This window comes from Aeromonas sp. FDAARGOS 1404, from assembly GCF_019047085.1.
Lineage (GTDB): Bacteria > Pseudomonadota > Gammaproteobacteria > Enterobacterales > Aeromonadaceae > Aeromonas > Aeromonas veronii.
Genome location: NZ_CP077237.1, coordinates 2,664,386 through 2,688,203, shown reverse-complemented (window position 1 = coordinate 2,688,203; position 23,818 = coordinate 2,664,386). Strand labels below are relative to the sequence as shown.

Genomic DNA, 23,818 nt, shown 5'->3' with positions numbered 1-23,818 from the left:
TCAATAGGGTGCCTTCGGCGACGGGCGGCCAAAGGGGTTAACGGGTCAACAGATGAACCAGTCGCGCGGCCACGCGGGCACTGCGGTTGTCCTGATCCAGCGTCGGGTTGTACTCGGCCAGATCAGCAAGCCTGAGCTTGCCGCTGGCCCGGATATGGGCGATCAGCGGTTCGATCACCGTCAGCTCCACGCCGCGAGCGGCGGGGGCACTCACTCCCGGCATCAGGTTGCCGGGCAGCACGTCGAGATCGATGGTCAGATAGAGGTGATCACAATCGGCAATAAAGGCATCCAGTCCGCTTAGCAAGGCTGGCAGCCCGGTCTGGGTCATCGCCTCGTCCAGCACATGCCACACTCCCAGCGCCTTGGCACGGGCAAACAAGGCTTGGGTATTGGCGGTCTCGGCCACCCCGAGGCAGGCGTAGTGAAACGGTGTGCCCTGAGCGGCGCACTGCTCGGCAATCTGGAAGAAGGGGGTGCCGGAGCTGGCCAGCTCCTGCTTCATCCGCAGGTCAAAGTGGGCGTCGAAGTTGATGATGCCGACCTTGCCACTGCCGCCCAGATGACTGTTAAGGCCGCTCCAACTGCCGAAGGCCACCTCATGGCCGCCCCCCACCACCAGCGGGAAGTGGCCCAGTTCGAGCGCAGCAGCGACCCGCTCGGCCAGACGGCCATGGGCGGCATCGAGATCCCCATCGGTACAGCTCACATCCCCGCCATCGTAGACGGGGCGATTCAGGTGCCAGGCGGTATTTGCCAGCAGCTTGCGCACCGCCAGCGGCGCCCCGGCGGCGCCGACACGCCCCTTGTTGCGGCGCACTCCTTCATCGCAGGCAAAACCGAGCAGCACTACACCAGCTGCCTCTTGTGCCCCGGCGGCCCAGGGCAGCACCTTGTCGTGCCAGCGCAGGGCCAGTTCGCCATCTTCCGGATCCTGTCGTCCCTGCCAGAGCGCCATGTCGATCGGGTTGAACTTATCCATGGAGGGTCTCCTCGCCGTTGAAGATGCGGCCTGCCAGCTGATCGACGCCGACCATGTAGCTCAACTCGGCCGGATGGGCGCAGTGCCAGATCAGGAAATCGGCCGCCATCCCCACCCTGAGCTGGCCAAAGCGCTCCTGCTCGCCAAGCGCTTTGGCGGCGTGGCGGGTCACCCCGACCATCGCCTCCACCGGAGTCAGGCCAAACAGGGTACAGGCCATGTTCATCGCCATCCGCAGCGAGACGATGGGGGCCGTGCCCGGGTTGATGTCGGAGGAGACCGCCATCGCCACCCCCGCCTTGCGCAGCGCGGCGACCGGCGGCAGTTTGGTCTCTTTGAGAAAATAGAAGGCGGTGGGCAGCAGGGTGGCAACTACGCCGCGCTGGGCCAGCGCCAGGATCCCCTGCGGATCCAGATACTCCAGATGATCCACCGAAAGGGCGCCGAAGTTGGCGGCGAGGGTGCTGCCACCAAGGTTGGAGAGCTGATCCATATGCCCCTTCACCGGTATGCCGTATTGATCCGCCGCCAGATAGACCTGCTCGGTCTGGGCCAGCGAGAAACCGATATGCTCGCAGAAGACATCCACCGCATCGGCCAGGCCCGCTTTGGCGGCGGCCGGGATAATCTCCTGACAGATGGTCTCGACCCAGCTGTCGGGATCGTCGCGATACTCCGGCGGTACCGCATGGGCCGCCAACAGAGTGGTTGTGACCCGGATCGGCAGCGCCTCTCCCAGTCGGCGGGCCACCCGCAGCATCTTGAGTTCATCATCCAGCGTCAGGCCATAGCCGGACTTGATCTCCACCGTGGTGACCCCTTCGCGGATCAGGGATTTCACCCTCGGCAGCGCCAGCTCAAAGAGCTGATCCTCGCTGGCGGCGCGGGTAGCACGCACCGTGCTGATGATGCCACCGCCCCGACGGGCGATCTCGGCATAGGGCACCCCCTGCTGACGCAGCTCGAACTCCTCGGCGCGACTGCCGGCAAAGACCAGATGGGTGTGGCAATCGATAAGGCCGGGGGTGACCAGCTTGCCCTGCATATCCAGCCAATGGGCGGGAGGCGGCCCCTTCAACTCGGCCATCGGCACCAGGGTGTGGATCTTGCCATCCTTCACGCCGATGGCATGGAGCGGCAGCAGACCGTAATCGGCCAGTCCGGCATTCAGGGTGGCGGGCGTCACGTTGAGCCAGACCCGCTCGCAGTTCAACAGTTCCTTGTTCATAGCGACCTCAAATGTATATACATATCCTTATAATCGATCCATCCGGCGAAATAAAGAGCAGGATTCACAACCTGATAACAGCATCACGCTTAGAGTTTAAGCACAAAAAAGCCCACCAGAGGTGGGCTTGAGAAGAGTCAATTTGTATAGACAATCAAGACAGCTGCGCCTTGGAGCTCAGCTTGTAGCGGGAACCGGGGGAGAGCAATCTGGCGTAGGAGACCAGATGTCCTTCCGACCAGGTGCGCCTGTGCAACAATAGGCAGGGTGTATCCACGCGAATTTGCAACAATCCAGCCTCACCGGCACTCGGCAACACGGCTTCCACCACGTGCTCCATCTCCGACAGGGGGCAAAGCTCCATCAGATAGCGGTTGGGCGTCTGTTTCGTGAAATCCTGCTCACCATAATCCGGTAGCCGCTCGGCATCGACGAACCGCTCCTCCAGTTGCAACGGCTCGCCATCGGCCTGATGGACGATGAGGCTGTGAAAGATGGGGGCACCAACCCGCAGCCCAAGCTGCACCGCCACCTTCTCGTCGGCGGCCAGCCGCTGCAGCCGGATCACCCGGGCGCTGTATTCGCTGCCCCGTTCGGCAATCTCGTCGGCTATGTTGCGAATGGCCAGCAGCGGCGATTCGGTGCGCCTGTCCGCCACGAAGCTGCCGGATCCGGCGGTACGCACCAGCCACCCTTCCGCCACCAGTTCGCGCAGCGCCCGGTTGACCGTCATCCGGCTCACCACAAACTGCTCGCACAGAGCGGCTTCGGTCGGGATCCGATCCCCCGCCTGATAGTGGCGTTCGCGGATCCGATCCAGAATGTGCTGCTTGATCTGCAGATAGAGGGCTGGCGCCAACGGGATGCTCCTTAGCGCCGACGGTGCGGCGGACGCATATCCGGCCAGGCGCGGTAGACGTCAGGGATCTGATCCGGCCCGCTGATGCAGAGATCGAGATCGTGCAGCAGACCATCCTTGATCCCGTAGATCCAGCCGTGGACGGCCAGCTCCTGCCCCTTGCGCCAGGCGTTCTGGATGATGGTGGTGTGGCAGACATTGGCCACCTGCTCGGCCACGTTCAGCTCGCACAGATAGTCGAAGCGCTCGTGCTCATCTTCGATGGCCTCCAGCTCTTCACCATATTTGAAGTAGACATCCTTGATGTTGCGCAGCCAGTTGTCGATGAGCCCCAGCTCCTGATTCTGCATCGCCGCCTTGACCCCGCCGCAACCATAGTGACCGCAGACGATAATGTGCTTCACCTTGAGTACCTCGACCGCATATTGCAGCACCGAGAGGCAGTTGAAATCGGTGTGAACCACCAGATTGGCGACGTTGCGGTGAACGAAGACATCCCCCGGCAGCAACCCCATCAGCTGGTTGGCGGGCACCCGGCTATCGGAGCAGCCGATCCAGAGGTATTCGGGAGCCTGCTGGGCAGAGAGGGTGGCAAAGAAGGCGGGATCTTCCGCTTTGATCCGCTCGGCCCACTCACGGTTATTGGTAAACAGGTCCTTCAACAGTTTCACTTCTGCTCTCCATCATGTGGCTGTGGCGGCAACATAACATACCCAAGGGTTATCAGGGCAAGCCCCGATTACCGGCGGCAGAAACAAAAACAGGGCCATCAGGCCCTGTTTTCAGCGCGGAGGCATCAAGCCTCCATGGCATCTTTCAGCTTCTTGAGCGCGTTCTTCTCAAGCTGACGCACTCGCTCGGCGGAGACGCCGTAGGTATCGGCCAGCTCCTGCAGAGTGGTCTTGCTGTCATCGTCGAGCCAGCGGGCGCGGATGATGTGCTGGCTGCGCTCGTCGAGAGAAGAGAGCGCCGAGCTCAGACGGCGGGTCGCATGATCGTCCCAGTTGTCGTTCTCGATGGTCGCGGCCAGATCGGAGGATTTGTCCTCCAGATAGTGAACCGGTGCGAAACCGCCCTCATCTTCATCATCGCCAACCAGATCGAACGCCTGATCGTAGTTGCTCATGCGCGCTTCCATCTCGGTCACGTCGCTCTCGGAAACCCCGAGATCGGCAGCCACGGCCTTCACCTCTTCGTGGTTCAGCCAGCCCAGACGCTTCTTGGATTTGCGCAGATTGAAGAAGAGCTTGCGCTGGGCCTTGGTGGTTGCCACCTTGACCATGCGCCAGTTGCGCAGAACATATTCGTGAATTTCGGCTTTGATCCAGTGCACGGCGAAGGAAACCAGACGCACGCCGACGCTCGGGTCGAAACGCTTGACCGCCTTCATCAGACCGATGTTGCCTTCCTGTACCAGATCGGCCTGCGGCAGACCGTAACCGGCATAACTCTTGGCGACATGAACGACAAAGCGCAGGTGCGACATAACCAGCTGGCGGGCAGCCTCGAGATCGCCATCCTGCTGCAAACGCTCAGCCAGTTCACGCTCTTCCTCTGCGCTCAGCACAGGAATAGAGTTTACTGCCTGGATATAGCCTTCCAGACTACCTTGCGGAATCAGAGCCATAGTGCGCTGCAATGAAGTTCCCATCTGTTACCTCTTACTTTTCAATCGAATCAGTCTAACACCCTGAGAGGGTCTGTCTACTGACCGGATGCCATTCTGCGGCGTGTATCAAAGAACATGCCCAGTTTTAGACCGGCTTATCTTAAGCCTGCAGGATGAATCATGAATGAACAGTCAAAAAAAGGGGGTCACAATGAAGGACCCCCGAAAAGTAGCATGCTAAGTCCATTGTTGCGGAGCTCGCAACCTTCACATGCTTGCCAAGTCTGACGAGCAAGGCAGAGGGGCCACACCCGTATAAATGCTTCAGCTTTAATAGACTGCTTATAAATCAGAAGGTTCACTGGATCTAGCGAAGATCCGGAAGATCATTGTTATTCAGAATACTCTGACTATGGGGGCCAAGCCAGAAACGGCCCCTCTTTTACTTGATCCGCCTCTCAAAATCCAGCGATTTACTTTGATGACAAAGTAATCAGGATGGTTCGATGTCGCGAATGTGGCGATGGACCGAGAACCAGGAGGCAATCAGCCCCAGCAGGGCGCCCAGCAAGATCAGATTGATCCCGTCTACCGCCCCCATGCCAACCAACCGGAAGTTACTGTTATACAAGCCCGCCAGCTCCTTCACCACCCCTTCGCTCCAGATCACCATCACTTCGGTCAGCCACCAGGCCAGCATGCCGCCGATCACCCCGAACCAGATACCGGTATAGAGGAAAGGGCGATGAATGAAGGAGTCGGTCGCCCCCACCAGCTTGAGCACTTCAATCTCGGAACGCTGGTTGAGGATGTTGAGACGCAGGGTATTGCCGACGATCAGCAACACGGCGGAGAGCAGCAGCACCGCGATACCGGTAATGGTGTGGCGCAGCAGGTTCATGATCCCCTGCAGTCGTGTCAGCCACTGCAGATCCAGCTTGCCCTGCTCGACCCCCACCTCGTTATTGAGCTTGCTGAGCAGCTCGGCGGCCCCTTCAGGGTTCTGCCAGCGTGGATCCGGAATGACGCTCAGCACCGGCGGCAGCGGGTTGCTGTCCAGATAATCGAGGGCATCGCCGAAGCCGGAGATCTCACGAAACTCCCGCAACGCATCGTCACGGCTCAGGTAGGTGACCGAATCCACCTCGGGATAGAGCAGGATCCTGTGCTGCAGATCGAGAATGCTCTGCTCCGGCAGATCCTTGCGCAGGTAAAGGGAGATCTGGGAACTGCTCTGCCAGCTCCCCTCCACGACCTCGGCGTTTTTCAGCAGCACGTGGAAGCAGGATGGCAGCGCCAGACTGACGCCAAGCACCGCCAGCGTCATCAGAGAGGCGAGCGGATTGCGCCACAGCTCCCCGAGACTGGCAAACGCCTGCCGCACATGATCAACCCCGTACATCATCAGACGGCGCAGCGGCGGTTGTTTATGACGAACGATAGCCATCAGAGCTCCTCCCCGGCCGAATACATGCGACCCGCCTTGAGGGTCAGGGTGCGATAGCGCATGCGGGCGATCAGCCCCAGATCGTGGGTGGCAATCAGCACCGAGACCCCAAAATTGTTGAACTCCTGAAATAGCCGCATGATATCCATGGAGAGCTGGGGATCCAGGTTGCCGGTCGGTTCATCCGCCAGCAGCAGCGGCGGCTTGTTGACGATGGCACGGGCGATGCCGACCCTCTGCTGTTCACCACCGGAGAGCATCCGCGGCTGGTAACGCTCCTTGCCGAGCAGCCCCACCTTGTCGAGCGCCGCCGCCACCCGCTTGTTGATGTCCGCATGGCTGTAACCATCGATCACCAGCGGCAGCGCTACGTTGTCGAACACGGTTCGGTCCATCAGCAGGCGGTGATCCTGAAAGATCATCCCGATCTGGCGACGAACATAGGGGATCTGGCTGCGCTGGATATGGCTGACATCATCGCCATGAAAGAAGACACGACCATCGGTCGGGCGCTCCATCACGCTGATCAGTTTGAGGAGGGTACTCTTGCCCGCCCCCGAGTGCCCGGTCAGAAAGGCCATCTCCCCCTTGCGCAGGTGAAAGCTGACCTTTTGCAGCGCCTGATGGCCGCCGCTGTATACCTTGCTGACCTTGTCAAAACGAATCATAACGGTTCCCTGAAATTGACAAACCCCGACCGGAGTCGGGGCATGGAACACTTACTCATCACGGCTGAGCTGACTCATCGCGGCCGGACTTATTCATCGCGGCTGAAGAGCGCCTCGATGAAATCGTTGGCAACGAAGGGACGCAGATCATCGATCCCCTCGCCCACCCCGATATAGCGGATCGGGATCTGGAACTTGTCGGCCACCGCGAAGATGACGCCGCCCTTGGCCGTGCCATCCAGCTTGGTGAGAGTGATACCGGTCAGGCCCACCGCCTCACTGAACAGCTTGGCCTGGCTCAGGGCGTTCTGGCCGGTGCCGGCATCCAGCGTCAGCATGATCTCGTGGGGAGCCTCTTCATCCAGCTTCTTCATCACCCGCACCACCTTCTTGAGCTCTTCCATCAGGTTGCTCTTGTTCTGCAGGCGACCGGCGGTGTCGGCGATCAACACATCGGCGCCACGGGATCGGGCAGCCTCGATGGCGTCATAAATCACGGAAGCGGAGTCGGCACCGGTATGCTGGGCAATCACCGGAATGTTGTTGCGCTGACCCCAAACCTGCAGCTGTTCGACCGCTGCGGCACGGAAGGTGTCACCCGCCGCCAGCATCACGCTCTTGCCTTCAGCCTGGAACTGCTTGGCCAGCTTGCCGATGGTGGTGGTCTTGCCGACGCCGTTTACGCCGACCATCAGGATCACATAAGGCTTCTTGCTGGTGTCGATCACCAGCGGCTGTTCGACCTTGGCCAGCATCTCGCCCATGTCCTGCTTGAGCAGGCCGTAGAGCGCCTCGGCATCCTTGAGCTGCTTGCGGTCCGCGTGCTGCACCAGCCCCTCGATGATACGAGTAGTGGTATCCACACCGAGATCGGCGGTCAGCAGCTGGGTTTCCAGCTCTTCAAACAGCTCATCGTCGATCTTCTTGCCACGGAACAGGCCGAAGAAACCGGAACCGATATTCTCCTTGGTGCGCACCAGACTGCGCTTGAGGCGAGCAAAGAAGCCCTCCCGCTGCGGTTTGTCCTGGGTGTCGTCGTCCACCTTGGCGGCCAACGGCAGAGCAGCCAGTGCAGCGGCCTCAGCCTCCATCGCGACCAGGCGCATATCTTCAGCGCGTTGGGCCTCTTTGGCGATACGGGCTTCTTCCGCAGCCTGAGCTTCGGCGGCAATGCGAGCTTCTTCCGCAGCGCGGGCTTCGGCGGCAATACGAGCCTCTTCCGCGGCGCGAGCCTCGGCAGCGATACGGGCCTCTTCCGCAGCGCGGGCTTCGGCAGCAATACGAGCCTCTTCCGCAGCGCGGGCTTCGGCGGCAATGCGAGCGGCTTCAGCGGCACGATCCTCTTCGGCGATCAGTGCTTCATTGACGATCACCGGCTCCAGATCGGAAGCGCACTCCTCCACCACCAGCGGGCCGCGGTCGTCCAGCTCGGTCGGCGGGCAGCAATCATCTTGTAAAACGGGATTCTGTGCGCTGGCAGGCACTTCGGGGGCCACAGCCGGCGTACTATCGGAAGCTGTTGTATCGGAAACAGGAGCGGGGGTAGCAGTGACCTCGGGCTCTACAGTGATGGGGGTGGCTTGGGGTGTCTGTGGTTGGACAGCCTCAGCCTCTTCTTTCTTGCGGCCGAAACCCAGCCAGGAAAACAAACCTTTTGCCATCTAAAAATACTCACATCAAAGGCTGACTGCTAAGATAGCCGTCCCTTGGCGGGTCGGCATAAAAATGAACCGCCTTATACTACCACTTTATTTTCTGACGATGAAACGCGATGCCCAGAGTGAAATCCAGCCGTAGCAACCCGAGCAAGAGTCCCGCCCCACAAGGAAAATCGGGCTTTGTAAGAATCATCAGCGGCCAGTGGCGAGGCCGCAAATTGCCGGTCAAGGATGTGGAGGGGCTCAGACCCACCACGGATCGCGTCAAGGAGACCATCTTCAACTGGCTGGCCCCCCACATTCGTGGCACCCGCTGCCTGGATCTGTTTGCCGGTAGCGGCGGACTCGGACTGGAGGCGCTGTCGCGCTATGCCGAGCAGGTGACCCTGATCGAGATGGACAAAGGGGCCGCTGACCAGATCAAGAAGAACCTGACCGCCCTCGGCAGCAGCCAGGGTCAGGTGATCCAGTCAGATGCAGTGAGCTGGCTGCAAGGCCCGGCCACGCCGTTTGATCTGGTGTTCCTCGATCCGCCGTTTCGCCGCGAGCTGCTGCCGCAAGTGTGCGAACTGCTGGAGCAGCGCGGCTGGCTGGCGCCGGACGCCCTCATCTATCTGGAGCGGGAGAAGGAGATGGCCGATCTGGCGCTACCCGCCAGCTGGCAACTACTCAAGGACAAACAAGCCGGTCAGGTCTGCTATCAACTCTATCTAAGGGAGGTAAACAATGAAGCGAGTCTTTAATCTGTTGGCGATGGGGCTGATATTGTTCTTCTGGTTTGGCGTGCTGATAAGCCTGATCGCCCCGCTGCCCGGCAAACTCAACGGCTTTCTGCCGGTCTGCGGCGTGATCGTCGCCCTGCTGCACTGGCTGCAGGCCAGCATGATCAAGGCAGCTTGCAAACGCTACTTCGCTGTCACCAAGGCCGAATTTGTCACTGTGCTGATATTTGGCGTGTTTGGCATGGTCGACATTCGTCAGCGCCTGCAAGAGATCGTCAACGCCGCCCAGCGCGGCAATCTCTCGGACAAACCATAAAAGAAAAGGGGACGGCGGTAGCCGTCCCCTAGAGTCGTGTCGTCCTGTCCGTAGAACTGCAATGCTCCCTGCAATCCCTGACGTTATCCTAATCCTTTGGAATATCCCCTTTCCAATCCGTTGGCGTGTCCTGCGGCGTTCCTGGCCTGGCAATTCATCCTGAACTGCTTCACTGTCTCCATCCTGGAGGTGTCCATTACCACGTCCTGTGGGGTTCCTTGCGTCTTCCTGACAGATAACCATCCGGGTTATCTCACTTCATCCTGAAGTATTCCTCTCGCATCCGGCGAGGTCCTGTTCATCCTGAAGAACGCGGTTCCGTTCGTTCTGCTCCCATCCCGAGAGTGTCCTGCCGCATCCCGCGGTGTTCCTTTATTCATCCGTGACGATAACCATCCTGATTATCGAACTCATCCTGAGGTATCCCTTGTCCACATCCTGCGGACTATTCCATCTTTATGCGCTGCCCTGCATCCTGCCGGACCAGCTCCGTCCTTGTGAGACCCATACTAAGGAAATGCGCACCCCGAACAAGGGCCATCCGATGATAAAGATCCGATGCAGCTCCCATCTCAAAAAATAAACTTAAAAACTAACCCTTTAATATCAGTCATTTATTTAGTTTCACGAGAAAGCTCGATCATTCTGGCATGGCTTCGCGTACGGCTCAAAGCGCCAGCCTCTTACAGTCGCTATGGCAGATCTCTTACACGGGTTTCGCCCCCAAAAACGGGGCAGGAAAACGGTTCAATCCTGACGTTAAGACTTAAAAATTAGTTGAATAAATATGCTTAAAAAAACCGCAAAAAAAGAGCCGAGACCAGGCTCGACTCTTCAACATTCCAATTTTTTAATCAGCTCAAGCGGTTGGCCGGATTGAGATAGGCCTTGCGCAGCGATTCCGGTGCCAGCACTTCCAGTTCACCGCCGATGTTGTTCAACCAGCTGCGAAACTCCGGGGTGTCCTGCACTTCGGTCTCCACCACCACGCTGCGCTTGTCATAGCGGGTCATGCGCGGATTGTTGCCGGGGATCTGGTTATCCACCAGCGACTGGCTGTTGGCATCGATCCGGCCGACGAAGCGGATCGGGCCGCTCACATCCTGATAGCCCTGATCGCGGATCAGCTTCTGGATATTGAAATCCTTCGGCTGGGTGGCGCTGAAGTTGGTCAGCTCCACGTTCTTGATATGGTCAAACGGGATGCCGTAGACCTTGGGATCCAGCTCGGACAGAGTGCAGAGCAGGATCGGGCCGTCCGGCTGATTGAGAATGCCGAGCGGGTTGATACGGTCGTAGCAGAGCCACACGGTGCGCTCTTTGATCACGCGCTGGATCTCGGCACTGAACTTGCGACCACGCCAGAGCGCATCGCGGATCAGGGTGCTGCGGCGGATCTCCGGGTTGCCGGCAAACGGACGCGGTGACTGGTGGACACTCTCCAGCCAGCGTTCGGCCAGTTCACTCTGGCTGTCGCGGATCACCTGGCTGGCCTTGTCGACCAGCGGGTTCAATTCGGTCAGTACACTCGCCGGCAACAGTTGGCTCGCCTGATCACTCCAGGTTTTCAGGGCCACCGCCAGCGAGAGCGGCATGATATTGGCAAAGTCGTTGAGGCCGTGGCGCTCGAAGCACCAGCCATGGGGTTTGCTGCGCTCGTCCGAGGTGAGGTCGAACAGTCCCATGCCGGACATCTCCTCCAGGTCCCGTTGCACGGTACGCAGACTGACGTGGATACCTTCCTCTTCCAGTTTTACCTGGAGTTGGCTGGCGGTCAGCTTGTAAGGGCGGTGCGGGATGCAACGCGCCAAGGTCAGTTGTCGTAACAGCTTCTTGCTCATGGTGCTTGCCTTCACTGGTTTAGCGTTGACTGTATGCTAGTCGTGACTTGCGACAGTCTATGTCGCAAGTTTTGCTGCGACAACTGTCGCCATTTTCATACAAAACACACTAAAGAATTGATTTATAAAGACAATACACTCAAAAAAGGAGCCGCTAGAGGCTAAAATTAGCCAAAAATCCCTCAAATGAAAGTTCTATGTTGCGATTTATTGCCAGCATAAAACTCCGATTAATTAATTCATCTCAGAATATGATTTCAGGGGAGAGCATGACTCTCCCCTTTTGCTCACATCAGCCACGACCAGGCTGACTTGGTGATGGCCGCACCGACCATGTAGCCAAACACCGCCAGTGCCGCCACACCGGCCACCAGCTTCTGACCGCGGGCCGGGCGCTTGAGCGCCATGACACCCAGACCGATATAGAGCACCAGTGCAATAAGCTTGGCCATCAGCCAGGGTTGTTGACCCGGGCTCAACTGCAAGGCCACCGCCAGCAACACACCAAACAGCAGCAGGAAGGTGTCGTTGATATGCGGCAGGATCTTCAGCCACTTCTGCTGCAACCGATCGCTGCCGGCCAGCGCCAGACTCCAGCGATAGATAAAGAGCAGCAGACTGACCAGCGCCAGCGTCATATGCAGGTGTTTGAACATGGGGTAATAGGCAATCATTTTGCTTCCTTGTCGTCGTCGGGTAGCCCGCTATTCCAGTTGTGGGCATGGATACGCTCCTGCCCCTCCTCGTCGTCTTGCAACAGATCGGAGAGGATCTCCCGGTATTGCAGGCTCTTGTTGATATAAGTGTGTTCGTCGTCCAGATAGTTGACCTGCTCGCGCAACAGCCAGTTATCGTGCTGCTTGAAGGTCTGCCCCGCCCGCCAGGCCTGGTTGGCCCGAAAACCGAGCTGGGTCAGGGCTTCCACCCCCAGGTCGACCGCAGAGCCCAGGGTTTCCCGGTGAACGCTCTCGACCCCGTGGCGCAGGATCTCATGGGCGTGGGGCCGATCTAGCGCTCGCGCCAGGATCTTCAGGTGCGGGAAGTGCTTCTGCACCATCTCGATCACCGCCAGCGAGGTAGCCGGATCGTTGATGGAGAGCACCAGCAGCTTCGCCTTGTGCGCCCCGGCGGCATGGAGCAGGTCGATCCGGCTGGCATCGCCATAGAAGACCTGATAGCCGTACTTGCGCAGGGTCTCTATCTGGCTGGCATCCTGCTCGAGGATGGTGGTACCGATGCCGTGACCATGCAGCAGACGCCCCACGATCTGACCGAAGCGGCCGAAGCCCGCGATGATCACCGGATGCTCCACCAGCTCAGGTTGCTCATGCTGCGGTGCGTCGCTCTGGTTACGGTAATCGAACCAGGGCTGGATCACCCGATCGTTGAGGATCAGCAGCAGTGGGGTGAGCGCCATGGAGAGTGCTACTACCAGCGTCAGCAGCGAGATGGTCTCACCGGGCAGCACCCGGTTCTGGGCGGCAAACGAGAAGAGCACGAAGGCAAACTCGCCCCCCTGCGCCAACGCCAGCCCGAAGGTCCAGCGTTGACTCGGCGAGATGCGGATGATGAAACCGAGTGCCATCAACACCAGCCATTTGAGCACCATCAGGCCAACCACCAGAGTGGGTATCAGGAAGGGGTGTTCGGCAAACAGTTCGAAGTCGATCCCCGCCCCCACCGACATAAAGAACAGGCCGAGCAGCAAGCCCTTGAACGGCTCTATGTCGGCCTCCAGCTCATGGCGATATTCGCTGTCGGCCAGCACCACCCCGGCGAGGAAGGAGCCGAGAGCGGGCGAAAGCCCCACCGACTCCATCAACACGGCGATAGCGATCACCAGCAGCAGGGCTGCGGCGACGAAGATCTCCCGCATGTGGGACTGGGCGATGGCACGGAACACCGGCCGCATCAGATAGTGGCCACCCAGCACTATGCCGGAGATGGCCGCGACTACCAGCAGACCATGCTGCCAACCTGCCAGCTCGGAGCCGCCATTGCTGGCGACCGGTGCCATGGCCAGCAGCGGTAGCAGCGCCAGGATCGGAATGACCGCAATATCCTGAAACAGCAGCACCGCAAAGGCGGAGCGACCGCTCTCGCTCTGCATCAATTTACGCTCCTGCAGGCTCTGCAGAACGATGGCGGTGGAGGAGAGCGCCAGAATGAGGCCGATGGCCAGCCCCTGTTGCAGCGGCAGACCGATCAGGTGCGCCACGCCGGTCAGCGCCGCCGTGGTGAGCAGCACCTGCAGGCCACCGGTGCCGAGGATCGGCCCCTTCAACTGCCACAAGAGGGCCGGACGCAATTCAAGGCCGACCAGAAACAACATCAGCACCACGCCAAACTCGGCGAAGTGCATCACATCCTTCTGCTCCCCCACCAGCCCCAGCAGAAAGGGGCCTATGATGATCCCCGCCAGCAGGTAGCCGAGCACCGAGCCCAGCCCCCAGCGCTTGGCGAGCGGTACCGCGATAACGGCGGCGGAGAGATAGATAAAGGCATCAAACAGGATCCCGTGGCCCATCAGTCAGCCCTCCGTTCGAACGTCTGATCCGGCTCATAAGCTCGGCCAACAAGCTGCCCATGTTTCATCAGAGCACCTCCAGCAAGTCGCGCAGATAAGGGCGCCCGGCCAGCTGCTCCGGGGTCAGCTGATCGTCACGCAAGGCGCAAAGCAGCTGGCGGTAGTCCTGCCCGCAGCGGCGCAGGGCGGCGGGATCCTTGATCTTGTGAAAGGAGTGCAGCACGAAAGGGGGCAGCCAGTTCATGCCGCACAAGGTGGCCGCCTGCTGAAAGGGCAGCAGAAAATCGAGCAGAGGTCGGCTGTTGTAACCCTCGCTGCAGTAGGACTCCGGCGCCCCGCCGGTGGTGATGGCGCTCAGCCACTGCTTGCCCTTGAGGGCGTGGGCTTCGGGGCCGTAGGCGTAGCCATACTCCAGCACCAGATCCATCCACTCCTTCATGATGGCCGGACAGGAGTACCAGTAAAACGGGTGCTGGAAGACGATGATATCGTGCTCACAGAGCAGCGCCTGCTCCCGCTTCACATCGATAAACATGTCGGGATAGTGCTGATAGAGGTCGTGAACCGTGACCCCCTCCAGCCTCTCAATCGCCTGCAACAGCTGCTTGTTGGCCCGCGAGCTCTGCAAAGCGGGATGGGAAAAAATAACCAGAATGCGTTTCATGACCACATCACCCGAACAAAGCCTTGCGGTGCAAGGCGAGGTAAACAGAAAAGGGGAGTCTGGGGAGCTGCATCGTAAAGGTGCACAGGAGAGCGACCTTATCAGGAAGCGCCATAGCCTGCCAACTCGGGTATCAGCTCCCGCAGCGCCGGATTGAGGGTCTGGTGGGCGGGATAGCAGAGCCCAATCCGGCGAAACATCCGTGGTCCGCTCACCGGCAGGGTACAGAGCCCTGCCTCATCCTCGACCAGCCCGTCCGGCAGAAAACTGATGCCGACCCCCGCCAGCACCAGCGCCATCACCAGCCCCTTGCTCTCGGCCTTGGCCACCAGATTGAGGGTAAGGCGGTCACAGGCCAGCAGGCCGATAGTCTGCTGATGGGCTTCGCAGGGCGGGCACTCAATAAAATCATAATGTTGCAGCTCGGCCAGCTCGATCCTTTCGCGACTGGCCAGGGGGTGATCGACTGGCACGCAGAGCACGTAATCCTCCTCCCACAGCGGCAGGAAGATCTCGTCCTCCCGGCGCAAGGCATCCAGCGTCAAGCGGCAGTCGGCGGGGGTGGCGTAGTCGGAGAGGGTGAGATCCAGCTGCGGCAGCACGCCCTGCACTTGCTGCAACAGCCCGGCCACCCGACGGCGACTCAAGTCCGGCATGATGGCGATATTGAGCCTCGCACGCGTCGCTTTCTGGCGAAACAGCTCCGGCAGACGGCGCGCCTCCTCCACCAGCTTGACCGCGTGAGGATAGAGATAGTGGGCCGGATCTTTCGCCACCACCCCCTTCTTGCCCCGGACAAACAGGCTGTCACCGAGCGCCTCTTCCAGCTGGCGCAGTCCCGCCGAGAGGGAGGGCTGGCTGACGTGGCAGCGCTCGGCCGCCGCCGTGATGTTCTTCTCTTCATAGATGGCGATGAAGAAACGCAGCAATCTCAAGTCCAGCATAAACCAACCATAGTTTTTTCAGATGATAACCAGCGGAAAACAATATTTATCACTTATAGATGCAGTGACTATAGTGATTGGGTTCCGTGCTGGCCAGCCACCTGTTTGCTCAAACCGACTCTTGAATCAGAAGGAAAGACCCATGTCCAAATCTCTCGTCGTGATCACCGGTGCCTCCGCCGGGATCGGTGCCGCCATCGCCCGTGCCTTCTCTGCCGCCGGTCATCCGCTGCTACTGCTGGCCCGCCGGGTCGAGCCTATGCAGGCGCTGAACCTGCCCGATACCCTCTGCATCGGGGTCGATGTGACCGACACCGCCGCCATGAAAGCCGCCGTCCAGCAGGCAGAAGCCAAATTTGGCCCGGTCGGCTGCATGGTCAACAACGCCGGCGTCATGCTGCTGGGTCAGGCCGATGTGCAGGATCCCGCCGAATGGCAACAGATGCTCAATATCAACGTGATGGGGGTGCTGAACGGAGTCCACGCAGTGCTGGCAGGCATGAAGGAGCGCCGCAGCGGCACTATCATCAACATCAGCTCCATCGCCGGTCGCAAGACCTTCCCGAACCATGCTGCCTACTGCGCCACCAAGTTCGCCGTGCACGCCCTGACCGAGAACATCCGGGAAGAGGTGGCCGATGTCGGCGTGCGGATGGTGACCATTGCCCCGGGTGCGGTCGAGACCGAGCTGCTCAGCCACACCACTGACGAGAGCATCAAGGCCGGTTACCACGACTGGAAAGATCAGATGGGTGGCGTCATTGCGCCGGAAGTGATCGCCGATGCCGTGCTCTACGCCTGGAACCAGCCTGCCAACGTCTGCGTGCGCGAGATAGTGCTGGCGGCGACCCGTCAGCAACCTTAATCCTGGCTGACTGACTCTATGGGGAGGGCTTGACCCTCCCCCGGGGCACAGGGTTACCATGTGCCCCTTGTTATTTTCGAGTCATTCCATGGTTCTCACCCGTCGCCAACTCGCTCACGCCCGTCGCTGGCTCCCCCTGTGGAGCCTGGTGCTGGTGTTGATGTCGTTTGGCAGCCGGGCTGCAACCGATCTCTGTACCCTGACCACTCACTGCAGCCAGAGCGAACGTTCGCTGGAAAAAGCGATGCCCTGCGGCAGTTTCACCACTGCACTTTCGATGACGCTGCTGGCCAGCGACAGCCTGACGGTGGCGGTGTTGGAACCGGATAGTCCCGACTTCGCCTCCCCCTCTCTCTATATGCCGGAAGCGCCGCTGAAGCGGCTCGAACGTCCCCCTCGCACTCAGGCCTGAAAGTCATCCCGTATCGGGCATCTTTTCTTTCATCTGAGGTGAGTGATGTACAAACCCCTGTTACTGGCCATGCTGGCCGGTACCGTCAGCTTTTCGGCCCTCGCGGCCGAGAAGATGACCGTCTACAAATCCAAATATTGTGGCTGCTGCCAAAGCTGGAACGAGCACATGGAGCAGAATGGCTTCGAACTGGAGGTCATCGAAACCGAACAGCTCGGCGCAGTGAAGCAGCAATACGGTATCGCGCCGGAACTGGCCTCTTGCCATACCGGTATCGTAAATGGCTATGTGATCGAGGGGCATGTACCGGCCGCCGATGTGCAGAAGCTGCTCAGGGAAAAACCGGCGATCCGTGGCCTGACCATTCCGGGCATGCCCCAGAGTGCGCCGGGCATGGATATTCCGGGCCATCCCTATGAGGTATTGAGTATCAGCAACGAGGGCGCGACCAACCGCTGGTCGAGCTACCCCGGCTGACGAAAACTGGCCATGAACCGGCACTCCCATATCATGTGAGGCACACCTGAGCGGACTCTTGCCGCTCATGGCCAGAAAGAGGGCCGCTATCGCGAGATAGCGGCTTTTTTTGATTACATTTCCTGCAATAACAAGGGATTGCTTGCAACCACCGGCAACAAGGGGCAGATTTAACGCCAATTCATGGAGCCGATGCTCAGGTCTACCAACCCTTTCCAGCGCCAAGGATGCGACATGTTTACCTTTTCCCGAGGAGTTCTGCTGCTAGCCTTTCTGACAGTTCTCCCCCCCACTTATGCCAATGAAGAGCCCGCCATGCTGACAAGCGAACATCCAATCCAGCCGCCCGTGGCCACCAAACATCCCCGCACTCTGAAAAAACACGGGGATACCCGCATCGACAACTACTACTGGCTGCGTGACGACGAGCGGCAGAAGCCCGAGGTGTTGGACTATCTCAAGGCCGAGAACGCCTATACCGAGGCCATGCTCAAGCCGACCCAACACCTGCGCGAACAGCTTTACAAAGAGATGGTCGCCCGCATCCCCCAGCAGGATGAGTCGGTACCCTATGTGAAGAATGGCTACCGCTACCAGACCCGCTATGAGCCGGGCAAGGAGTACGGGATCTACTCGCGCACCAAGCTCGGTGAAGAGCAGGCGAGCCTGCTGCTCGACAGCAACCTGCGGGCTGAAGGGCACGAGTTCTATGCCCTCGGCGCCCTTGAGGTGAGCCGCAACAACCGCTGGCTGGCGGTGGCGGAAGATTTCCTCTCCCGCCGTCAGTACCAGATCCAGTTCCTCGACCTGGAGAGTGGCCAGTGGGCCACCGACAAACTGGAAAATACCTCCGGCAATCTGGTGTGGGCCAACGACAACAAGACCGTCTTCTATGTGCGCAAGCACCCGCAGACCCTGCTGCCCTATCAGGTCTATCGCCACACGCTCGGGACGGATCCGGCCACGGACAAGCTGGTCTACGAGGAGAAGGATGACTCCTTCTACATCAGCCTCTACGCCACCACCTCGGAAGATTTCATCGTCATCGCCCTCTCCAGCACCACCACCGGCGAAGCGCGGCTGATCGATGCCAACCAGCCGGAGCACGCCCCCCGCCTGTTCCTGCCCCGCCAGGTGGATCACGAATACAGCCTGGATCACTACCGCGGCCGCTTCTATGTGCGCTCCAACAAGGATGGCAAGAACTTCGGCCTCTACGAGACCAAAGAGAGCCCGGTCGATCGCTGGAAGGCGGTGATCGCCCCCAATCCGGAAGTACTGCTGGAGAGCTACGCCCTGTTCAAGAATTGGCTGGTTCTGGAAGAGCGCAACAAGGGGCTGACCCGACTGCGCCAGATCAACTGGCAGAGCGGTGACGAGAAGGAGATCGCCTTCGACGATCCCGCCTATGTCACCTGGCTCGCCTACAACCCGGAGCCGGATACCAGCGCCCTGCGTTATGGCTACTCCTCCATGACCACCCCCGCCTCTACCTATGAGCTGGATATGGCGAGCGGCAAGCGCACCCTGCTCAAGCAGCAGCCGGTGGCAGGCTTCAAGGCCGACCAGTACGCCAGCGAGCGACTCTGGGTGACCGCCCGCGACGGCGTATCGGTGCCGGTGTCGCTGGTCTATCGCAAGGACAAGTTCAAGAAAGAGCAGGCCGATGCGCCCAAGAATCCGCTGCTGGTCTATGGCTACGGCTCCTACGGCGCCAGCATGGATCCCGACTTCAGCAGCTCGCGCCTGAGCCTTCTGGACAGAGGCTTCGTCTACGCCATCGCCCATATCCGGGGTGGTGAAGAGCTGGGCCGTCACTGGTACGAAGATGGCAAGTTGCTGAAAAAGCAGAACACCTTCAATGACTTTATCGATGTCACCAAGGCGCTGGTTGAGCAAGGCTACGGGGCCAGGGATCAGGTCTACGCCATGGGCGGCAGCGCCGGCGGCCTGCTGATGGGGGCGGTCATCAATCAGGCGCCCGAACTCTATCGCGGCGTGGTGGCGCAGGTGCCGTTTGTCGATGTGGTCACCACCATGCTGGACGAGTCGATCCCCCTCACCACCGGGGAGTATGACGAGTGGGGCAACCCGAACCAGAAGCGCTACTACGACTACATGAAGAGCTACAGCCCCTACGATCAGGTGAAGGCGCAAGCCTACCCCAACCTGCTGGTCACCACCGGGCTGCACGACTCGCAAGTGCAGTATTGGGAGCCCGCCAAGTGGGTCGCCAAGCTGCGCGATCTGAAAACGGATGATAACAAGTTGTTACTGAACACCGACATGGACGCCGGCCACGGCGGCAAGTCGGGCCGCTTCAAAGCCTACGAGGATATCGCGCTGGAATACGCCTTTCTCCTGGATCTGGCCACCCCGGCCAACTGATCTCTCATGACTCCGGCCCTTGTCATTCAAGGGCCGCATAAGAATCCTCTCGTAGTTTTTCCCTCTTCCATTTCCCTCCATATCAAATTAATCTTCGGCAAGAAAATGAATGATCGAGGTCATGTTTCTCAAGATTTAACTCCGCTATTTTGCCATTTCGTTTGATTTATGTTGGGTGAATGTGCTTAATCGGAGTGCTTGCAACTTTTTATTTGGCCCCTCAGGGGCCAATTTATCTTCGACCGACAGGAGGTCGGTAGCCTCACCACAGGATGAGGGTGACTGCCGGAAAGGGGGTGATCAACTCCCCCGCTTTCGCGCAACGAGAAGAGCGGGCAAGCCCGGCGCAGAACGGGACTGCCATCAATTTATCCGGGGATCGGATAAACAAAATCAAAGAAAAGGGAGAAAAAATGAAAGGATTAACTTTGGCATGCGCCCTGTCGGCGGCTCTGGTCGGTGTTTCATTCGGTGGTCCGGTACAAGCGCAGGAGCGCTTCGTGACCATAGGCACCGGCGGTCAGACCGGCGTCTACTATGTCGCTGGCCAGTCCATCTGCCGCTTCCTCAATCGCGGCGCCGCCGATCACCAGATCAAGTGCAACGCCCCGGCCAGTGGCGGCGGTGTTGCCAACGTCAACGGCATCCGCAGCGGTGAATTCAACTTCGGCATCATGCAATCCGACCACCAGTTCAAGGCGATGAAGGGGCTGCCGCCGTTCCAGGCCGAAGGGGCCATGGACGACATGCGCGCCGTCTTCTCCCTGCAGAGCGAGGTGTTCACCATCCTGGCTCGCCGCGATGCCAAGATCGCCAGCTTTGACGACCTGAAAGGCAAGCGCGTCAACATCGGCAACCCGGGCTCCGGCCAACGTGACACCATGGAAGAGATCATGGCGGTCAAAGGCTGGAAGAAGGGTGACTTCGGTCTGGTCTCCGAGCTGAAACCGGCCGAACAGGCCTCCGCCCTCGGTGACAACAACATCGATGCCATGAGCTACTTCGTCGGTCACCCGAACGGCGCCATTCAGGAAGCCTCCACCACCACAGATGCGGTACTGGTACCGGTGACCGGCGCCGACATCGACAAGCTGCTGGCCGAGAAGAGCTACTACAGCAAGGCCGAGATCCCGGGCGGCATCTACAAGGGCAGCGACAAGCCGACCCCCTCCATCGGTGGCAAAGCGGTACTCTCCACCAGCGCTAAAACCGATCCGGAAGTGGTTTATCAGCTGGTCAAGTCGGTGTTCGACAACCTGGATCGCTTCAAGCGCCTGCACCCTGCCTTTGCCGACCTGAAAGAGGCCGACATGATCAAGGTGGGTCTCTCTGCACCGCTGCATGAAGGGGCTGCCCGCTACTACAAAGAGCGCGGCTGGCTCTGATTGAAGGCCCCGGGGCCTTTGTCACTCTCTTCGACACCCGTCTGCCGCCTGATTGCGGGGGCGGGTGTCGCTCTTGTTGTACTCGTTGGCACAAGTTAACCCTATGCAAGATAAACAACTCTCTACCGAGGAACTGATCGCCCAGGATGTGGGCGCTCGCCTGCCGCTGGGCATCATGGGCTGGCTCATCACAGCACTGGCGCTGGCCTGGTCCCTGTTCCAGCTCTGGATCGCTTCGCCACTCCCCTTCATGGTGGGGTTTGGCGTACTCAATGACACCGAAACCCGCTCCATTCACCTCACCTTTGCTCTGTTGCTCGCTTTTCTGGTGTTCCCGGCATTTCGCTCCTCGCCGCGGGATCGGGTACCCCTCGGTGATATCGCCCTCGGCCTGATCGCTGCTGGCGCCGCCTCTTACCTGTTTGTGATGTATGAAGCACTCGCGCTGCGTCCCGGCACCCTCACCACCGCCGATCTGGTGACCGCCTGCATCGGCATTCCGCTGCTGCTGGAAGCGGCGCGCCGCGCCCTGGGGCCAGCACTGGCGGTCATCGCCATCGTCTTTCTGATCTACAGCCTGGCGGGCCCCTGGATGCCGGGACTGCTGGCACATCGCGGGGTCGGCTTTACCGCGCTGGCCAACCACCAGTGGATCACCACCGAAGGGGTGTTCGGCATCGCCCTTGGCGTCTCCACCAGCTTCGTGTTCCTGTTCGTGCTGTTCGGCGCCCTGCTGGAGCGGGCCGGTGCCGGTCACTACTTTATCCAGCTCGCCTTCAGCCTGCTCGGTCACCTGCGCGGCGGCCCGGCCAAGGCGGCAGTGGTCGCCTCCGGCCTGACCGGTCTGATTTCCGGCTCGTCGATTGCCAACGTGGTGACCACCGGTACCTTCACCATCCCGATGATGAAGAAGGTGGGCTTCAGTTCAGAGAAAGCGGGGGCGGTGGAAGTAGCCTCCTCGGTCAACGGCCAGATCATGCCACCCGTGATGGGGGCTGCGGCTTTCCTGATGGTCGAATACGTGGGTATCCCCTATGTGGAGATCATCAAGCACGCCTTCCTGCCTGCCGCCATCTCCTACATAGCGCTGCTCTACATCGTCCATCTGGAGGCGCTGAAACTGGGCATGCAGCCCATCGGCAACCATCAGCCCAAACCCTGGCTGCGTCGCCTGACCGGCTTTGCCTTTGGCGCGGCCCTCATCAGCGGCCTGTCACTGGCGGTCTACTATGGCCTCGGCTGGCTCAAACCTGCTCTGGGTGACTACGCCCTGCCGGGGATCTCGGTACTGCTGGCTGCCACCTATGTGGCTCTGTTGAAGATCGCCGCCAGCAATGAACCGCTGCCTGCCGAAGATCCCGACAAGCCGCTCACCGAGTTGCCCAACACCCGCGCCGTGCTGCTCTCCGGCCTGCACTTCCTGCTGCCGGTGGTAGTACTGGTATGGTGCCTGATGGTGGAGCGCCTCTCGCCGGGGCTGTCGGCCTTCTGGGGTACCGTGATGCTGGTGATCATCCTGCTGACCCAGCGCCCGCTGCTCAACTGGCTGCGCAAGGACGGCAAGCACGACTACGGCACCGTCGCTGACGGCGTGGTGGATCTGCGGGAAGGGCTGGTTGCCGGTGCCCGCAACATGATCGGTATCGGCATTGCCACCGCCACCGCGGGGATTATCGTGGGTGCGGTCTCCCAGACCGGGGTTGGTCTGGTGCTGGCGGATCTGGTGGAGTTCCTCTCCATGGGTAACCTGCTGCTGATGCTGCTGCTCACCGCCCTGCTGAGCCTGATCCTTGGCATGGGGCTGCCCACCACCGCCAACTACATCGTCGTCTCCAGCCTGCTGGCACCGGTGGTCGTGACGCTGGGGCAGCAAAACGGGCTGATCGTGCCGCTGATCGCGGTGCACCTGTTCGTCTTCTACTTCGGCATCATGGCGGATGTGACGCCACCGGTGGGACTGGCCTCCTTCGCGGCTGCGGCTGTCTCCAAGGGCGATCCCATCAAGACCGGGATCACGGCGTTTTACTACAGCCTGCGTACCGCGGCGCTGCCATTCCTGTTTATCTTCAACACCGACCTGCTGCTGATCGACGTGGACTTCGCCCACGGGGTGCTGATCTTCATCGTGGCGACCATCGCCATGCTGATCTTCGCCGCCGCCACTCAGGGCTGGTTCCTGGTGAAGAGCCGCTGGTACGAGAGTGTGCTGCTGTTGCTGGTCGCCTTTACCCTGTTCCGCCCGGGTTTCTGGATGGACATGGTGCACGACCCCTATCGCGAGACCCCGCCTGCCCAGCTGGCCCAAACCATGGGTGAAGTGGAGGCGGAGAGCACCCTGCGGCTGCGGATCCTCGGTGAAGATGCCGTGGGCAAGCCACGCAAGTTCACCCTGCTGGTCGCCGTACCGGATGGGGCAAATGGCGAGGAGCGGCTGGCCAATCTGGGGCTGAGCCTCTATGAGCAGGATGGCAAGACGCTGATCGACAACGTCGCCTTTGGCAGCCCGGCCGCCACCATGGGACTGGAGTTCGATCAGGAGATCCTCACCGTCAAGGCGCCGACCGAGCGCTGGACCAAGGAGTGGATGTGGATCCCGGGCTTCCTGCTGTTCGGGGCGATCGTCTGGCTGCAGCGTCGCCGCAGCATCAAGGCCGGTTAATCCACCGGGCAGATGAGACAGAGGTCCGCTATTGCGGCCCTCTTTTTATTGCCTTGCCCTCTGCGGCTCTTGCGATGAGCGACAGTCATGGAAAGGGTAAACGGTGGCGAGCGGCCAAAAAAGTGGGGTGACATGTCCATGTCACCCCCTCGCAAATGGCATGTTCC

At 60.1% G+C, this 23,818-nt stretch carries 21 protein-coding genes; 8 read left to right on the top strand and 13 right to left on the bottom strand.

The window, feature by feature from the left end; all coding sequences use genetic code 11:
• Positions 1-37 precede the first annotated feature (37 nt).
• The 8 genes from hutG to ftsY all read right to left on the bottom strand — a co-directional run bounded on the left by hutG (position 38) and on the right by ftsY (position 8,454).
• Positions 38-982 carry a formimidoylglutamase gene (hutG, locus tag I6L34_RS12520; RefSeq protein ID WP_216954777.1) on the bottom strand — a complete coding sequence of 315 codons (945 nt, stop codon included), beginning with the start codon at positions 980-982 and terminating at the stop codon, positions 38-40.
• Positions 975-2,210 (bottom strand): imidazolonepropionase, encoded by a 1,236-nt coding sequence (gene hutI / locus I6L34_RS12515; RefSeq protein ID WP_254202856.1) that lies wholly within the window; start codon positions 2,208-2,210, stop codon positions 975-977. Before hutI ends, hutG begins: the two co-directional genes overlap by 8 nt.
• 154 nt (positions 2,211-2,364) lie before the next feature.
• Positions 2,365-3,069 (bottom strand): histidine utilization repressor, encoded by a 705-nt coding sequence (hutC, locus tag I6L34_RS12510; protein ID WP_216954776.1) that lies wholly within the window; start codon positions 3,067-3,069, stop codon positions 2,365-2,367.
• 11 nt (positions 3,070-3,080) lie between these two features.
• A complete protein-coding gene (gene can / locus I6L34_RS12505) occupies positions 3,081-3,740 on the bottom strand; it encodes a carbonate dehydratase (protein ID WP_033112576.1) in 660 nt (219 codons plus the stop codon).
• A 125-nt stretch (positions 3,741-3,865) separates the two neighbouring features.
• Positions 3,866-4,720 carry an RNA polymerase sigma factor RpoH gene (rpoH, locus tag I6L34_RS12500; RefSeq protein WP_041209606.1) on the bottom strand — a complete coding sequence of 285 codons (855 nt, stop codon included), beginning with the start codon at positions 4,718-4,720 and terminating at the stop codon, positions 3,866-3,868.
• A gap of 451 nt (positions 4,721-5,171) precedes the next feature.
• Entirely contained in the window at positions 5,172-6,125 is a 954-nt protein-coding gene (ftsX, locus tag I6L34_RS12495; protein WP_005339996.1) for a permease-like cell division protein FtsX, read from the bottom strand.
• Positions 6,125-6,793, bottom strand: a complete 669-nt coding sequence (ftsE, locus tag I6L34_RS12490) for a cell division ATP-binding protein FtsE (protein ID WP_005339995.1) — start codon at positions 6,791-6,793, stop codon at positions 6,125-6,127. The genes ftsX and ftsE overlap by 1 nt, the downstream gene beginning before the upstream one ends.
• Positions 6,794-6,882: 89 nt before the next feature.
• Complete coding sequence (gene ftsY / locus I6L34_RS12485) at positions 6,883-8,454, bottom strand: signal recognition particle-docking protein FtsY (protein ID WP_216954775.1); 1,572 nt, start codon at positions 8,452-8,454, stop codon at positions 6,883-6,885.
• Between the two features lie 110 nt (positions 8,455-8,564).
• Here ftsY and rsmD point away from each other — a divergent pair, with 110 nt between their 5' ends.
• The gene (gene rsmD, locus I6L34_RS12480) at positions 8,565-9,194 is read left to right on the top strand and encodes a 16S rRNA (guanine(966)-N(2))-methyltransferase RsmD (RefSeq protein WP_005339991.1); all 630 of its coding nucleotides are present in this window, start codon (positions 8,565-8,567) and stop codon (positions 9,192-9,194) included.
• Complete coding sequence (locus tag I6L34_RS12475; protein WP_058056286.1) at positions 9,178-9,489, top strand: DUF1145 domain-containing protein; 312 nt, start codon at positions 9,178-9,180, stop codon at positions 9,487-9,489. Before rsmD ends, I6L34_RS12475 begins: the two co-directional genes overlap by 17 nt.
• A gap of 854 nt (positions 9,490-10,343) precedes the next feature.
• Here I6L34_RS12475 and I6L34_RS12470 read toward each other — a convergent pair.
• The 5 genes from I6L34_RS12470 to I6L34_RS12450 form a co-directional block, all read right to left on the bottom strand.
• Positions 10,344-11,330 carry a YafY family protein gene (locus tag I6L34_RS12470; RefSeq protein WP_005339987.1) on the bottom strand — a complete coding sequence of 329 codons (987 nt, stop codon included), beginning with the start codon at positions 11,328-11,330 and terminating at the stop codon, positions 10,344-10,346.
• Positions 11,331-11,617: 287 nt separating this feature from the next.
• Complete coding sequence (locus tag I6L34_RS12465; RefSeq protein ID WP_042081419.1) at positions 11,618-12,004, bottom strand: SirB2 family protein; 387 nt, start codon at positions 12,002-12,004, stop codon at positions 11,618-11,620.
• The gene (locus I6L34_RS12460) at positions 12,001-13,857 is read right to left on the bottom strand and encodes a monovalent cation:proton antiporter-2 (CPA2) family protein (RefSeq protein WP_216954774.1); all 1,857 of its coding nucleotides are present in this window, start codon (positions 13,855-13,857) and stop codon (positions 12,001-12,003) included. Before I6L34_RS12460 ends, I6L34_RS12465 begins: the two co-directional genes overlap by 4 nt.
• A 67-nt stretch (positions 13,858-13,924) precedes the next feature.
• Positions 13,925-14,521 carry an NAD(P)H-dependent oxidoreductase gene (locus I6L34_RS12455; protein WP_216954773.1) on the bottom strand — a complete coding sequence of 199 codons (597 nt, stop codon included), beginning with the start codon at positions 14,519-14,521 and terminating at the stop codon, positions 13,925-13,927.
• A 101-nt stretch (positions 14,522-14,622) separates the two neighbouring features.
• Positions 14,623-15,465: a LysR family transcriptional regulator gene (locus I6L34_RS12450; protein WP_058056284.1), complete on the bottom strand. Its 843-nt coding sequence runs from the start codon at positions 15,463-15,465 to the stop codon at positions 14,623-14,625.
• Between the two features lie 142 nt (positions 15,466-15,607).
• Here I6L34_RS12450 and I6L34_RS12445 point away from each other — a divergent pair, with 142 nt between their 5' ends.
• From I6L34_RS12445 to I6L34_RS12420, 6 genes are all read left to right on the top strand, one after another.
• The gene (locus tag I6L34_RS12445) at positions 15,608-16,330 is read left to right on the top strand and encodes an SDR family oxidoreductase (RefSeq protein WP_005348556.1); all 723 of its coding nucleotides are present in this window, start codon (positions 15,608-15,610) and stop codon (positions 16,328-16,330) included.
• 88 nt (positions 16,331-16,418) lie between these two features.
• Entirely contained in the window at positions 16,419-16,742 is a 324-nt protein-coding gene (locus I6L34_RS12440; protein ID WP_043826217.1) for a hypothetical protein, read from the top strand.
• A 45-nt stretch (positions 16,743-16,787) separates the two neighbouring features.
• The gene (locus tag I6L34_RS12435; protein ID WP_005339953.1) at positions 16,788-17,219 is read left to right on the top strand and encodes a DUF411 domain-containing protein; all 432 of its coding nucleotides are present in this window, start codon (positions 16,788-16,790) and stop codon (positions 17,217-17,219) included.
• A 234-nt stretch (positions 17,220-17,453) separates the two neighbouring features.
• Positions 17,454-19,607, top strand: coding sequence for a S9 family peptidase (locus tag I6L34_RS12430; RefSeq protein WP_216954772.1), 2,154 nt, complete (start codon positions 17,454-17,456; stop codon positions 19,605-19,607).
• A 413-nt stretch (positions 19,608-20,020) separates the two neighbouring features.
• Positions 20,021-20,992, top strand: coding sequence for a TAXI family TRAP transporter solute-binding subunit (locus I6L34_RS12425; protein ID WP_005339950.1), 972 nt, complete (start codon positions 20,021-20,023; stop codon positions 20,990-20,992).
• A gap of 103 nt (positions 20,993-21,095) precedes the next feature.
• The gene (locus I6L34_RS12420; protein ID WP_139438671.1) at positions 21,096-23,651 is read left to right on the top strand and encodes a TRAP transporter permease; all 2,556 of its coding nucleotides are present in this window, start codon (positions 21,096-21,098) and stop codon (positions 23,649-23,651) included.
• Positions 23,652-23,818 lie beyond the last annotated feature (167 nt).